Below are 13480 nucleotides of genomic sequence, written 5' to 3' on the forward strand. Positions count from 1 at the left end.
CGCCGGACGGAGCCGTCTACCGGCGCGGTTCGACGCGCAACTCGATCGGCTCAAGCGGCCGCGTCGTGATGCTCACCGAGAGGTCGACGTCCGGGTCGGAGACGAGCACGGGGTGGTACCGCCGGGCCAGCGTCGCGAGGATCAGCGTCCCCTCCACGAGGGCGAACTGCTGGCCGATGCACCGCCGCGGGCCGGCGCCGAACGGGAAGTACGCCAGGTCCGGCCGGTCGGCCTCGTCTCCTAGGAACCGCTCGGGATCGAACGTCAGCGGGTCGTCCCAGAAGCGCTCGTCGCGGTGGATCGTCCACTGCATCGGCGCGACGGTCGCGCCCTCGGGCAGCGCGTAGCCGCCGAGGGTGAGCGGTTCCGTCGTCCCCCGCGGGATCGACGGCACCGGCGGGTAGAGCCGCATCGCCTCGCGCAGCACCGCCTCGGTGTACTCGAGTTCGGGCACGTCCGCGAAGGTCGCGTGGTCGCCCTCAAGCACCGTCTCGAGTTCGTCGACGAGCCGCCGTTCGACGGCCGGGTGCTGGGCGAGCAACAGCCACGTGAAGGTCAGCGCCGTCGCGGTCGTCTCGTGCCCGGCGAACAGGAACGTCATCAGTTCGTCCCGGAGCAGCCGTTCGGACATCGTCTCCCCGTCCTCGTCGGTGGCGGTCAGCAGCCTCGAGAGGAGATCGTCGCGACCCTCGAGGCCCGCTTCCCGGCGCCGTTCGACGAACATCTCGATGAGCGTCTCCATCTCGCGGATTCCCTCCTTGTACCGTTGCCACATCGGGATCGGGACCCACTTCGGCACCATCCGCGCGATCGGCTGTTTGAGCGGTTTACCGGGTTCCTGGAGCTTGCGCACGGTCTCGGGGATGCCCGCGGCCTCGTAGTCGAGCTCGGAGCCGAACATCGCTTTGACGAGGATCCGCAGCGTGAGCGCCTTCATCTCGCGCTCGACGTTCACGGTCGGCGTTCCGGTCCAGTCGTCGGCCGCCGCGCGCACCTCGGCGGTCATCACGTCGGCGTAGTCCGCGATCTGCTCCATGTAGAAGGCCGGCTGAATCCGCGCGCGCTGTCGCTCCCACAGCTCGCCCTCGCTGAGGACCAGCCCCTGTCCGAGGAGGTCGCCGAGGTCGTCCTGGCTCAGGCTGGCCTTCCGAAATCGATCGCGATCGTCGACGAGGATCCGCTCGGCCAGATCGGGGTGGTTCACCTGATAGAACTCGCCGAAGCCGAGAATCCGAAGCTCCACGACATCGCCTCGCTCGGCCGCATCCTCGTACAGTCCGCCTTGCTCGCGGATGAGCTGGTGCGTATTGCCGATGACGGGCAGCCCCTCGTGGGTCGGCGGTGCTGTCTCGTACGCGGGCGCGCCCTCGAGCCTCGAGCGGTCGGCCGGCTCCGCGGAGTGGTCGGTCATACCCGACCGTACGGTCCCGATCTACTTCGCCGTTGTATCTAGTGGTTGAGGCCGTTTATACGGCGTCGCCTCGGCGGCACGGAATCGACGCGGGACGGGCGCCGGATCATAGATTCTCGAGACGGATTAACAAACGCTCGACAACCGAAACGACGCGAAGCGCAGCGATAAAGGACGTCCCTGTCGGACGAGGGTGCATGACCGACGCCGACGAGTTCAGCGCGGCGATGGACGAGTTCGGGGAGCACGGCGACCTCGAGGGGTTCGTCCAGTACTTCATCGACGAGCACCAGGAGTTCCTCTCGTGGATCGGCACCAGCGTCGACGACGTCGGCCCGGGGACGATGACGCTCTCGGTGCCCTACGACGAGAAGCTGACCAACACGCGCCCGCACGGGCCGGACGGCCGCCGGGCGGACATCCACGGCGGCATCGCCGCCACGCTGCTCGATACGGCCGGCGGACTGGCGCTGCGGACCGAACTCGAGGATCCGTTCGCCGCGAGCATCGCGACGATCAACCTGAACGTCAACTACCTGCGGCCGGCGACGGGGGATCTGGCGGCGACGGCGAACGTGGTCCGGGCCGGCTCGAGCGTCGGCGTCAGTGAGGTCGTCGTCGAGAGCACGACGCCCGACGGCGAGACCTGCGAGGTGGCGATCGGTCAGGGCGCGTACCGCATTTTCCGGGACGCCTGAGCGGCGGGCGACGGTCTGCTAACCAGTTCAGGCGCCTGCAGCGGCAACTGCAACTCGAGAATCGTCGTCCCATAACCACTGTTGTGCCGAACCGGTTCGCCTGACTTCCTACGGAGTAGGAATTGCTCTCAGCCCGTAGGAACTCCTCTCGCCCTCTAATATGCCGTAGTTCTGAGAACCATCTGTGATGATCGGGGGCGCCCGCTGTGGTGCGTCACTCCGACATCGTTCAGGACCATGTCCAACGAACCAACCTCATCCACGCAGGACTCGAGCGAGAGCGAAACTGACGCGGCGGGGACCGAGCGCGAACCGCTGTTCGATCGGGTTCCGCGCCGCGACTTCATGAAGGCGGGTGCAGCCGCCGGTGCGATGGGCTCGCTCGCCGGCTGTACGGGACTGCTCGACAGCGACGGCGGCGGAAACGCCTCGGCGTCCGACGTCAGTTCGCACGTCCCGCCCGGCGAGCACGACGACTACTACGCGTTCCTCTCCGGGGGCCACTCCGGCGAGATTCGCGTCTACGGCATCCCATCGATGCGCCAGCTGATGCGGATTCCCGTCTTCGGCCGGGAGAGCGCCCGCGGCTACGGCTACGACGACAAGACCAGCGAGATGTTAGAGGAGGCGGGCGGCTACACGTGGGGGGACACTCACCACCCGCGCGTGAGCCAGACCGACAACGACTACGACGGCCGCTGGGCGTTCGTCAACGACAAGGCCAACGGCCGGATGGCCCGGATCAACCTCAAGTACTTCGAGACGGACGCCATCGTCGACATTCCGAACCAGCAGGGGACCCACGGCGCCTGCTGTCTACTGCCGGACACCAAGTACGTCTTCGGCGTCGGCGAGTTCCGCGTCCCGATGCCCAACGACGGCCAGGACCTCGACAATCCCGACAACTACACGTCGACCATCGCCGCGATCAACCCCGAGACGATGAACGTCGAGTGGGAGGTGCTGGTCGACGGCAACATGGACAACGGCGACGGCGGCAAGGAGGGTCGGTGGTTCTTCGCGACGGGCTACAACAGCGAGAACGGCACCGACGTGAACAAGATGTCCTCGTCGGACACCGACTGGGTGAAGGCCTTCGACGTACCGGCGATCGAGCAGGCCGTCGAGAACGGCCAGTACGAGGAGATCGGCGGCGTCCCGGTCGTCGACGGCACTCGAGACAGCGACTTGAACAGCGGCGACCGGCCGATCGTCCGTTACATCGACGTCGCGAAGAGCCCCCACGGGGTCAGCGTCACGCCGGACAACAAGTACGCGATCGCCAGCGGCAAACTCGACCCGACCGCCTCGGTCATCGACATCGCGAAACTCGCCGAGGTCGACGATCCGACCGACGCGGTCGTCGGCCGACCGCGCCTCGGCATGGGGCCGCTGCACACCGCCTACGACGGCCGCGGCCACGCCTACACGACGCTGTTCATCGACTCGCAGGTCGTCAAGTGGGACATCGAGGCCGCCGTCGAGGCCGAGGCGGGATCCAAGGATCCGGTCGTCGAGAAGATCGACGTCCACTACAACCCCGGCCACCTGATCGCGAGCGAGTCGTACACGGCCGATCCGGAGGGCGACTGGCTGATCTCGCTGAACAAGCTCTCGAAGGACCGGTTCCTGAACGTCGGCCCGCACAAACCGGAAAACGACCAGCTGATCTACATCGGCGACGACGAGGCGGGGATGCAACTGGTAAAGGACACGCCGTCCTACGCCGAACCCCACGACGCCTCGATCGTCAGCGCGGACAAGATCGAGCCGGCCGACGTCTACGATCCCGAGGACTACGAGGAGGAGTTCGTCGCCCGCGGCGAGTCCGACATCACCCGCGAGGACGGGCGCGTCCACGTGAAGATGACCTCCGAGCGCAACGAGTTCGGCTTCCAGGAGGTCCGGGTCCAGGAGGGCGACGAGGTGACGCTTACCGTCACCAACATCGAGACGACCCCGGACATCCTCCACTCGGTGGCGATCCCCGAGCACGACATCAACGTCAAAGTCGCGCCCCAGGAGACCAGCGAGGTCACCTTCACCGCCGACGAGCCCGGCGTCTACTGGATGTACTGCGGGTTCTTCTGCAGCGCACTGCACCTCGAGATGCGCTCGCGGCTGATCGTCGAACCCGCGGAGTGATCTACCATGACCGCATCCCGCCTCAGGCGACTGACCGAACTCCGGCGCGCCCTGCCGCTGGCAGCGGCGGGGCTGTTCCTGCTCGCACTGGCGTTCCCGGTGTGGCGGATCACGTTCGAGGCGCCGCAGTACGTCGAAACGCTCGTCGTCAAACTGTACGCCTATCCGCGGATCGGGGGCGACTACATGGAAGTCGCGGGGCTCAACAAGTACGTCGGGTTCTACTACCCGGACCCGGTGTACGTCGAGCCAAACTACGCCGTCCATGAGAAGGCGATCGACGTCCCCGAGTGGGTCCTCGGCCCGGTCGCGTTCGTCGGACTGGCCGGCGCGTCCGCGGCCGTCTCCCTGCTCCCGAGCGGCAAACTCGAGCGCGGACTGGTCGCCCTGCTTGGCGGGACGGTTGCGATCTTCGGGACGATGGCTGCGATCATCCAGTACCGGCTCTATCAGGCCGGCCACACCCTCGATCCCTCGGCGCCGCTCAACGGCGTCGAGGGCTTTACCCCGCCGCTGCTGGGCGACTACGCGGTCGCCAACATCGACGGGACCGCCTCGCTCGGCCCCGGCGGCTACCTGCTGGTCCTCGCGGTCGCCCTGCTGGGGATCGCCGTCGCGCTGCGACACTCCTCGGCGACGATCGACGACGCACCGGCGCTCGTTCGAGACGGATGGGGGCGGATCCGCGACCGGCTCGGGCGCGGCGAGCGCGAGGACTCGAGCGACGACCGTCCGGCGGACGATCGACCGACCGGCGAGCAACCGATCGGCGAACAACCCGGCGCGAGCGGGCAGACGGCCGACTCGGCTGCGACCGACGGTCGCGGCGCGCGGACGGACGGCGGCTCCCGACCCCGAACGGACGAAATGAACGGTGATCCGCCGTGACTGAGCGCTACTTCGCCGTCCTCGCCGCGGTCGTGCTCGTCACCTCGCTGGCCGGCGCCGCCGTCGCCGCGACGGACGGCTCGAGCGGCGACGAGAGCGTCGACGACTGGCGCGCCGACGTGCCGGACGTCCGCGGCGCCGACGCCCCGGAGACCGACGGGACGGCGACGCTCGACGGGCAGGAATTCGACTCGGTCCAGGCCGCCGTCGACGCCGCCGAGCCCGGCGACGAGATCCGGCTCGAGGGCCGGTTCGACGAGCGCGTCACGGTCGACACGCCGAACGTGACCATCGCGGCCGTCGAGCGCGACGCCGCAGTCATCGACGGCGGCGGGAAGGGGACGGTCGTCGAGATCACCGCCGACGGCGTGACCCTCGACGGGATCTGGATCCGCAACTCCGGGCTCGATAAGGGCAACGAGGACAGCGGCGTCCTCGTCAACGGCTCGAGTGCGACGCTCTCGGAGCTTCGCCTGACCGAGATCGAGTTCGGGGTCTGGATCGGGAGCGTCGATAACGTGACCGTTGAGGACAGCCTCATCGCAGGACGAGAGGACATCAAGACCGTCCAGCGCGGCAACGGCATCCACCTCTGGGAGTCGACCGACGCCGAGATTCGGAACAACTCGATCACGACCGTCCGCGACGGCATCTACTACCAGTGGGCCAACGGCGTGGTCGCCGAGGACAATACGATGTGGAACATGCGCTACGGCGTCCACTACATGTACTCCGACGACAACCGTCTCGTCGACAACACCGCCTTCGACAACGACATCGGCTTCGCGCTGATGGTCTCGACGGGGCTCACCCTCGAGAACAACACGGCGGTGAACAACGACGGGACCAGCGGCCACGGCGTCCTGCTGAAAGACGTCGAGGACAGCGAGATCGTCGGCAACGACCTCGTCGGCAACGGGAACGGCCTGTACGTCACTAACTCGCTGGACAACCGCCTCGCCGACAACCTCGTCCTCGAGAACGAGGTCGGCATCCACGTCACGGCCGGCAGCAGCAACGCCGGGGTGGCGGGCAACAGTTTCATCGCCAACGGTCAGGCGGCGTTCGCCGAGACAACCTCGCAGGCCCACTGGAACACCACCGACCGGGGCAACTACTGGGCGGACGCCCGCACGACCGATCTCGACGAGGACGGCATCAGCGAGGTCCGCCACCAGCCCGCCGGCGCCGTCGAGCGGTTGGTCCACGAGCAGCCGCAAGCGGCGGCCTTCGCCGAGAGCCCCGCCTTCGACGCGGTCCGGATGGCCGAGAGCTCGTTCCCGGTCGTCGAATCGCCCGGCATCGTCGATCACCGACCGCTCGCCGAACCAGCCCACGACAACTGGAGGGACTACTATGCAGATCACGATCACTGACGTTCACAAACGCTACGGCGACGTCGTCGCGCTGGACGGGCCATCATTCGAGATTCCGTCCGGCTCGACGTTCGGCGTCCTCGGGACGAACGGCGCGGGAAAGACGACCCTGTTCGAACTGCTGGTCGGCCACGACCGGCCCGACGAAGGGCGGATCGAAGTCGGCGGCATCGACGTCGCCGAGGCCGGCCACCGCGTCCGCGAGCGCGTCGCCTTCCTGCCCGAACACGCCGGCTTCCCGCCGGCGATGACCGGCCGGGAAGTGCTCGACGTCCACGCCCGCATCCGCGGCCTCGAGGACGGTGACCGACGCATCGACGAGGCCCTCGAGACCGTCGGGCTCACCGACGCGGCCGACCGCGCCGTGGAGGGCTACTCCAACGGGATGGGGCGGCGGCTCGGCCTCGCGGCGGCGCTGATCGCCGATCCGCCGGTGCTCGTGCTCGACGAACCGACCGCCGGGCTCGACCCGCGGGGCGTCGCGGCGTTCCACGAGACCATCGAGCGCCTCGCCCGCGAGACGGACACGACGATCGTCCTCTCCTCGCACGTGCTGAGCGAGGTCGAGCGGCTCTGCGACGACGTCGCGATCTTAGAGGACGGCCACCTGCGCGCGGCCGGGCCGATCGACGATCTCCGGTCGGAAACGGGCGCGGACGACCGCGTCACCGTCTCGCTCCGGCCGGCGGACGAGGGAGTCCGTCCGGACCTCCTCGAGGCCGTCCAGGACCGCGGCGACGTGACCGAAACCCGCGAGACGATCGAGGTCGCCTGCGAGCGCGAGGCCGCGTTCGCCCTCTGTGGCGACCTCGACTCGTCGCTGCTGGACGGCTTCGAAGTTCGCGAGCCCGGCCTCGAGGCCGTGTTCCGGGACGTGCTGGCGGCCGAGGCGACCGAACTCGGGGACGAGAACGAGGCAGACGACGCGGAGCCGGGGTCGAACCGGGCGGCCGAGGAGGTGAGCGCGCCATGAGCGACGCCGAGCCGCGACCCGACGGCGGGTACACCACGGCAATGGCGCCCGACGCCGACGCCGAGACCGTCCACGAGTCCGAGTCCGAGACCGAGGAGTTCACGTCCGGCGCGTGGTACCGCCAGCTGCTGGTCGTCGCCGAGACCGAGTACCGCCTCGCGGTGCGGGGTCGGTGGGCGATCGCGCTGACCGCGATCTTCGCCGCCTTCGCGCTCGGCCTGACGACCTTCAGCGGCGCGAGCGTGAGCCCCGAGGGATTCGAGCGGACCGTCGGGAGTCTGGCCGTGCTCGCGGTCTACCTCGTGCCGCTGGTCGCGCTGGCGTTCAGCTACGACGTCATCGTCGGCCGGAAGGAGAGCGGGTGGCTCCACACCCTGTTCTCGCTGCCGGTCGACCGCGCCTGGATCGTCGTCGGCGCCGCCGTTGGCCGGGCCGTCGTGCTCGCGAGCGCGACGATCATCGGCTTCGGCGTCGCCGGCGGCTTCCTGCTGCGCGAGTACGGGCTCGGCGGGTTCGACGCCTACGCGACTTTCATGCTGGGGACCGTCGGACTCGGCCTGGTCTTCCTCGCGGTCGGCGTCCTCGTCTCGACGCTGGCCCGCGAGAAGACCCACGCGCTGGGTATCTCGCTGCTGGCGTGGGCGTGGTTCGTCCTCGTCCACGACCTGCTCGCGCTCGGACTGATCGGCGCGTTCGACCTCTCGAAGACGGCCGTCTCGGCGATGCTGCTGGCGAACCCGACCGGTGTCTTCCGGGCGCTCGTGCTGGGGTCGCTGGGCGCCGGCGGCAACGCCGGGTTCGCGTCGGTGCTGGCCCAGTCCGGGCTCTCGACGGGCGTGCTCGCCGCCGCGTTGCTCGGCTGGATCGTCGTCCCGATCGCCGTCGCCGCGCTCGCGATTCGGAGGCGACGGCTGTGACGCGGCCTCGAGAACACCCTTCTCGCCGCCGCGTCCTCGGCGCCGCCGGGCTCACGGCCGTCGGCGGATTCGCCGGCTGCCTCGGCAGCGGAAGCGAGGAGACGGCGACCGAACCGGCCGAGCCGATCGCCCTGAACGACGGGCAGGCCTGCGACGCCTGCGGAATGACGATCGGCGACCACTACGGCCCCGCCGGGCAGTTGTTCTACGCGGACTACCCCGAGGACCGCGACGGGCCGGCCTGGTTCGACAGCGTCCGCGAACTCGTCGCCGCCCACGCTGGACACGTCCAGCGGGGCCGGGAACTGCGCGCGGCCTTCGTCACCGACTACTCGAGCGTCGACTACGGGCTCATCGAGCGCGATGGAACGACGTACATCTCGAGTCACGTGCGGACCGAGGACTTCACCGACGCGACGGCGGCGTCGTTCGTCGCCGATAGTGGAATCGAGGGCGCGATGGGCGAGGACATCGTCCCGTTCTCGAGCGCCGACGACGCCGCGGCGTTCGCCGACGAGCACGGCGGGACGGTGGTGTCGTGGGACGACCTTCTATCGGAAGACTAGGGCGTCGCTGGCGGCGCGATCAGGACCGCGCGACCATCCAGTACCGCGCTCCCAGGTAGACCGTCACGAGGCCGAACGTGGCGGCGTACAGCGTCGCGCCGGCCGAGGCCGCGCTCGCCAGCGCGACGAGGTTGAACGCGATGCCGACGACGTACAGCCAGCGGAGTCGCCGCTGGTTCATTCGCGATCACTCGCTGCGCGGTCGGCCTCACCCGTCACGTCTCGGTGCATACGCCTCCCTTCGGAGGTGCCGATAAAAATCCTCTCGCCTCGTCGCTTTGAGCCCCTGCCGGAACGCTCGCGGGCGAGCAGCGGCGGGGCGCCCGCCTACGCGAACGTGAGATCGTCGCTGTCGACGACCTCGCCGAACAGCCACTCCGCGTGCTCCAGGGCGTACGCCTTGTGGTCGTCCTCGATCGCGCCGATGCAGTCCTCGACCAGGATCGGCCGGAAGTCTCGCAGGCCGGCGCTGCCGCCCGTGTGAAGCACGCAGACGTTCGCGAGGGTGCCACAGATCACGAGGTCTTTGATGCCCCGTGCGTTCAGCCACCCCTCGAGTTCCGTGTTGTAGAAGGCGTCGTAGGTGTGTTTCTCGACGACGTTGTCGGCGGCCTCGACCGGCAGTTCGTCGACGATCTCGGCCTCCCACGACCCCTCGAGGACGTGTTCGCCCCACTGCTCGAACTCGTCGTAGTAGTGGGCGTCCTCGAACTGCTCTGGCGGGTGGACGTCCCGCGTGAACAGCAGGTATGCGCCGGCCTCGCGGGCGCGTTCGACGAGGTCGGCGATCGGCTCGATGGCCGCCTCGCTGCCCGGTGCGTACAGCGAGCCGTCGGGATGGCAGAAGCCGTTTTGCATGTCCACGACCACGACCGCGGTGCTGCCCGGCTCGATTTGGACGCTCATGTGTCAGTCTACGAAGGCTGCAGTAAAAACGTTCGTGCGAGTGCGACCCGCGCGGCGCCGCCTCGGCATCGGAACGGCGCGTCGCACCGCTGGTTCTGCCGCCGTCCCGCCGACCGCCGTCCTTTTTGCGGCCGCTTCCGTACGGCACTCCATTCAGTTCGAATGAATTCGACGCAAACGCGCGGCGCCGTCGTGCTCGTCGTCGCGCTGGCCCTCCTGACGGTCGTCGGCGTCGCCGCGTTCGGCGTCGGCCCGCTATCGGACGACAGTGCCGCCGATTCGACCGCCGTCGACCACCGTAACGGCGCGGCCGCCGACGATCGCCCCGACGACCCCTCGACGAACGAGACGATCGGCTACGTCGAGGGCTACTGGTACGACGACTCCCTCCCCGCCGACGACCGCGACGACGCCGCCCTCGAGGAAGGCGAACTCGAGCCGGTCGTCTACCGCTCGATGGCCCGCGTCGAGCGCCTGCGGAACACGACCTTCGACGAGGAGGTTGCCGTCGACGTGGTCTCTCGGGCGGAGTTTCGGGCGAACAACGAGGACCTGTTCGTCAACGTGACCGCCGAGCAGCGCCTGCAGGCGAACGTCAACTACGAGGCCCTCTTTGCGGTCGATCGGAACACCGACGCGATCGACGAGTCCCAGTCGCTGTACGGGGATGCGGTCGGCGGCTACTACGAGCCCACAGAGGATCGGATCGTCATCGTCTCTAACACGCCCGACACGCCGGAGCTGAACGAGGTCGTGCTGGGCCACGAACTGGTCCACGCGCTGCAGGACCAGCACTACAACCTGACGAGTTACGAGCGCCCGACCATCGATCAGGACAACGCCAAAAACGGCCTCATCGAGGGCGACGCCTCGTGGATCGAGTCGCAGTACGATCGCAACTGCGGCAGCGAGTGGGACTGCGTGCTCCCCGACGACAGCGGGAACGCGGGCTCGAGCGGCGACGGCGCGCTCGAGCCGAACTGGGGGCTCTATCTCACCATCTACCTCCCTTACGACGAGGGGCCGGAGTACGTCGACTACCTCTACGAGCAGGGTGGCTGGGACCGGCTCAACGGCGCCTACGACGATCCGCCGACTACCAGTTCGGCGGTGATCCACCCCGGCTCGGAGCGCGAGCCGGCCGACGTCGACGTGCCGGATCGGTCGAACGACGACTGGACCCAGTACGAGGTCGACGGCCGGCCCGCGACCGAGACCGTCGGCGAGGCCGGCATGGTCGCGATGTTCGCCGGCGGCGCCTTCGAGTCCGGCGAGCCGTCAGTGATCGACCGGAACGCGCTCCTCGCGTCGGGCGATCCCGGCTACGAGTACGACCAGCCCCAGACGGACGGCTGGGCCGGCGACACGCTGGTCACCTACGTCAACGAGAGCCGGAACGTGGACGCGAACGCGACGATGGCGGCCGTCGACCACGCCGGCTACGTCTGGCGTACCGAGTGGCTCTCGAGCGCCGAGAGCGAGGAGTTCGCCGACGCCTACCTCGAACTGCTCGAGGGGTACGGCGCCGAGCCGGTCGATGACCGGCGGAACACCTACGCAATCGACGATACCGACTTCCCCGGCGCCTACTACGTCGACCGCGACGGCGAAACCGTGACGATCGTCCGCGCGCCGTCGGTCGACGATCTCGACGCGCTCGAGGCGGGCGCCGCCCCGAGCGGGGAGGACACGCTCGCGTTCGGCTCGGACGGCGGATCCGGGAGCACGACCGAGTCCGCGAGCGCCGGGGCGGACGCGAATCGGGATCGCGACGGCGGCGCGCTCGCCGCGCTCGGTCGGTTCGGCGCGCCGCTGGCGCTGCTCGGGCTCGCCGCCGGCCTCGTGCTCACGGTCGCGCTCGCGATAGCCTCCCTCCGCGGCCGCAGCGCGGCTCGCGTTCACAGTCGTCTCGAGGCGTCTTCGGGCGATCGTCGCTCGACGGGCGACCGACGGGACTTTGCCGCTCCTCTCGAATGAGCCGCCAATGGGAGGAGTTCGACCCGGAGGCGGGACGAAACTGAAACTACGGCTGGTCGCCGTCGTCGCGCTCGTGCTGCTGGCGGGCTGTACGGTGCCGAGTTCGCCCGACGAGTTCGACACGGACCGCGAGCTCGGCCAGATCGGCGATTATTCTCCCGACGACGAGTTCACCTTCGACGCCACCGACGGGCTCACCGAGTCCCAGCTCCGGGACCTCAAGTACCGCTCGATGGCGCGGATCGAGGTGCTCCGCGGACTGAAGTTCGAACACGACGTGCGACTCGAGGTGATCGATCGGTCGGAGTTCCGGGAGCAGCGATCCGGGAACGGCTCGGCCTCCGCCTTCGAGAACGAACTCTGGCGCGGCGCGTTCGTCGTCGACGGGGAGACGGACGTCGCCCGGGCGATGGACGACCTCTACGGAAGCGCCGTTCAGGGCTACTACGTCGACGATCGGATCGTCATCGTCACGGACGACAGCGACGAGATTCGGATCGATCGGCGCATACTGGTCCACGAGTTGGTCCACGCCCTGCAGGACCAGCGGTTCGGCCTCGGACGAAGCGCCGAGACCCTCGACGAGCGACGCGCCGAGACCGGGCTGATCGAGGGCGAGGCGAGCTACGTGCCCCAGTTGTACGCCGAGCGCTGCGGCGCGGAGTGGCAGTGTCTCTCTCGGCCGGGGTCGGTTGCCGACGCCAGGAACGAAACCGACGGCGATACCGACGCCAACGCCTCGAGCGGCGAGACGGTCAGAACCGCCCTCGAGGAGCGGCCGTACAACGTCGGCCTCTTCCTCTCGATCTACGCGCCCTACTCGGAGGGGCCGACGTTCGTCGACGCCCTGTACGAGCGCGACGGCTGGGCCGCCGTCGACCGCGCCCACGACCAGCGGCCCGCGAGCACGACGCAGTTGATCCACCCCGACCACTACCCCGACGTCGAACCCGTCGACGTCGAGATCGACGACCGGTCGAGCGACGCGTGGGACCCGGTTCTCGAGGGCGGCGGTGACGGCGACGGTGACGATAACGATAGCGCTGACCCCCGAGCGGAGACGGTCGGCGAGGCGACCCTGTTCGCGACCCTTTGGGCTGACGGCGTCGTCGACCGGCCGCTCATGCAGGACGCGGGCGAGCGGTCGCCGTACAACTACTCCGCCCCCGCGACGGCGGGCTGGGCCGGCGACACGTTCCACGTCTACCAGGACGACGAGAATCGAACCGGCCACGTCTGGCGCCTCGCCTGGGAGAGCGAGGCCGACGCCGACGAGTTCGCGGCCGCCTACCGGTCGCTGCTCGAGACCCACGGCGGCGAGCGGGTCACAGCCGAATCCGACGCGACGGCCGCCGGTGACGTCTACCGCATCCCCGAGGACGAACCGTTCGCCGGCGCGTACCGCCTTACCGTGACCGGCGACACCGTCGAAATCGTCGGCGCGCCGACGGTCGACGCCCTCGAGGGGATCCACGCCGCGCACGCCGAACCGACGCCGTCGGCCGCCGTCACCGCCGCTCCCGGCGGACCGTCCGCCGCCTCTGCGCCGGCGTAACCGCGCCCCGATTCGGCCGTCCCGCTGGCGCCGGTTCAGCACCCGCAGCGGCCGCAGACGGGTAGCTT

At 69.0% G+C, this 13480-nt stretch carries 12 protein-coding genes; 9 read left to right on the plus strand and 3 right to left on the minus strand.

All coding sequences use genetic code 11. From position 1 onward, the window contains the following. Positions 1-16 precede the first annotated feature (16 nt). The gene (locus ACYQ26_RS04040) at positions 17-1411 is read right to left on the minus strand and encodes a cytochrome P450 (protein ID WP_459807269.1); all 1395 of its coding nucleotides are present in this window, start codon (positions 1409-1411) and stop codon (positions 17-19) included. A 197-nt stretch (positions 1412-1608) separates the two neighbouring features. Between ACYQ26_RS04040 and ACYQ26_RS04045 the strand changes: the two genes are divergently transcribed. The 7 genes from ACYQ26_RS04045 to ACYQ26_RS04075 all read left to right on the plus strand — a co-directional run bounded on the left by ACYQ26_RS04045 (position 1609) and on the right by ACYQ26_RS04075 (position 8974). Then, positions 1609-2109 (plus strand): PaaI family thioesterase, encoded by a 501-nt coding sequence (locus tag ACYQ26_RS04045; RefSeq protein ID WP_459807271.1) that lies wholly within the window; start codon positions 1609-1611, stop codon positions 2107-2109. A gap of 237 nt (positions 2110-2346) precedes the next feature. Beyond that, a complete protein-coding gene (nosZ, locus tag ACYQ26_RS04050) occupies positions 2347-4254 on the plus strand; it encodes a TAT-dependent nitrous-oxide reductase (protein WP_459807273.1) in 1908 nt (635 codons plus the stop codon). Positions 4255-4260: 6 nt separating this feature from the next. Further along, entirely contained in the window at positions 4261-5142 is an 882-nt protein-coding gene (locus tag ACYQ26_RS04055) for a hypothetical protein (RefSeq protein ID WP_459807275.1), read from the plus strand. Further along, a complete protein-coding gene (nosD, locus tag ACYQ26_RS04060; protein ID WP_459807276.1) occupies positions 5139-6518 on the plus strand; it encodes a nitrous oxide reductase family maturation protein NosD in 1380 nt (459 codons plus the stop codon). The genes ACYQ26_RS04055 and nosD overlap by 4 nt, the downstream gene beginning before the upstream one ends. Continuing rightward, positions 6499-7491, plus strand: coding sequence for an ABC transporter ATP-binding protein (locus ACYQ26_RS04065; RefSeq protein ID WP_459807278.1), 993 nt, complete (start codon positions 6499-6501; stop codon positions 7489-7491). Before nosD ends, ACYQ26_RS04065 begins: the two co-directional genes overlap by 20 nt. Next, on the plus strand, positions 7488-8408 hold the full coding sequence (locus ACYQ26_RS04070) for an ABC transporter permease (protein ID WP_459807281.1): 921 nt from the start codon (positions 7488-7490) through the stop codon (positions 8406-8408). The genes ACYQ26_RS04065 and ACYQ26_RS04070 overlap by 4 nt, the downstream gene beginning before the upstream one ends. Continuing rightward, positions 8405-8974, plus strand: a complete 570-nt coding sequence (locus ACYQ26_RS04075) for a nitrous oxide reductase accessory protein NosL (RefSeq protein WP_459807283.1) — start codon at positions 8405-8407, stop codon at positions 8972-8974. Before ACYQ26_RS04070 ends, ACYQ26_RS04075 begins: the two co-directional genes overlap by 4 nt. A 19-nt stretch (positions 8975-8993) precedes the next feature. Here the strand turns inward: ACYQ26_RS04075 and ACYQ26_RS04080 are convergent, their stop codons facing one another. Together ACYQ26_RS04080 and ACYQ26_RS04085 are read right to left on the minus strand one after the other, a co-directional pair. Next, positions 8994-9155: a hypothetical protein gene (locus tag ACYQ26_RS04080; protein ID WP_459807285.1), complete on the minus strand. Its 162-nt coding sequence runs from the start codon at positions 9153-9155 to the stop codon at positions 8994-8996. A gap of 146 nt (positions 9156-9301) precedes the next feature. Continuing rightward, positions 9302-9880, minus strand: a complete 579-nt coding sequence (locus ACYQ26_RS04085) for a cysteine hydrolase family protein (protein ID WP_459807287.1) — start codon at positions 9878-9880, stop codon at positions 9302-9304. A gap of 162 nt (positions 9881-10042) precedes the next feature. On the opposite strand from ACYQ26_RS04085, the gene ACYQ26_RS04090 reads away from it, so the two are divergent. Together ACYQ26_RS04090 and ACYQ26_RS04095 are read left to right on the plus strand one after the other, a co-directional pair. After that, on the plus strand, positions 10043-11857 hold the full coding sequence (locus ACYQ26_RS04090; RefSeq protein ID WP_459807288.1) for an Hvo_1808 family surface protein: 1815 nt from the start codon (positions 10043-10045) through the stop codon (positions 11855-11857). A 7-nt stretch (positions 11858-11864) separates the two neighbouring features. Then, positions 11865-13412 (plus strand): Hvo_1808 family surface protein, encoded by a 1548-nt coding sequence (locus tag ACYQ26_RS04095; RefSeq protein ID WP_459807290.1) that lies wholly within the window; start codon positions 11865-11867, stop codon positions 13410-13412. Positions 13413-13480 lie beyond the last annotated feature (68 nt).

The sequence above is a fragment of the Halopiger thermotolerans genome, from assembly GCF_054654555.1.

What these genes read in the sequence shown, in the direction of transcription:
- ACYQ26_RS04040 (WP_459807269.1), bottom strand. Translation starts at nt 1,411, where the DNA reads ATGACCGACCACTCCGCGGAGCCGGCCGACCGCTCGAGGCTCGAGGGC.
- ACYQ26_RS04065 (WP_459807278.1), top strand. Translation starts at nt 6,499, where the DNA reads ATGCAGATCACGATCACTGACGTTCACAAACGCTACGGCGACGTCGTC.
- ACYQ26_RS04045 (WP_459807271.1), top strand. Translation starts at nt 1,609, where the DNA reads ATGACCGACGCCGACGAGTTCAGCGCGGCGATGGACGAGTTCGGGGAG.
- ACYQ26_RS04055 (WP_459807275.1), top strand. Translation starts at nt 4,261, where the DNA reads ATGACCGCATCCCGCCTCAGGCGACTGACCGAACTCCGGCGCGCCCTG.
- ACYQ26_RS04085 (WP_459807287.1), bottom strand. Translation starts at nt 9,880, where the DNA reads ATGAGCGTCCAAATCGAGCCGGGCAGCACCGCGGTCGTGGTCGTGGAC.
- ACYQ26_RS04090 (WP_459807288.1), top strand. Translation starts at nt 10,043, where the DNA reads ATGAATTCGACGCAAACGCGCGGCGCCGTCGTGCTCGTCGTCGCGCTG.
- ACYQ26_RS04095 (WP_459807290.1), top strand. Translation starts at nt 11,865, where the DNA reads ATGGGAGGAGTTCGACCCGGAGGCGGGACGAAACTGAAACTACGGCTG.
- ACYQ26_RS04080 (WP_459807285.1), bottom strand. Translation starts at nt 9,155, where the DNA reads ATGAACCAGCGGCGACTCCGCTGGCTGTACGTCGTCGGCATCGCGTTC.
- nosZ (WP_459807273.1), top strand. Translation starts at nt 2,347, where the DNA reads ATGTCCAACGAACCAACCTCATCCACGCAGGACTCGAGCGAGAGCGAA.
- ACYQ26_RS04070 (WP_459807281.1), top strand. Translation starts at nt 7,488, where the DNA reads ATGAGCGACGCCGAGCCGCGACCCGACGGCGGGTACACCACGGCAATG.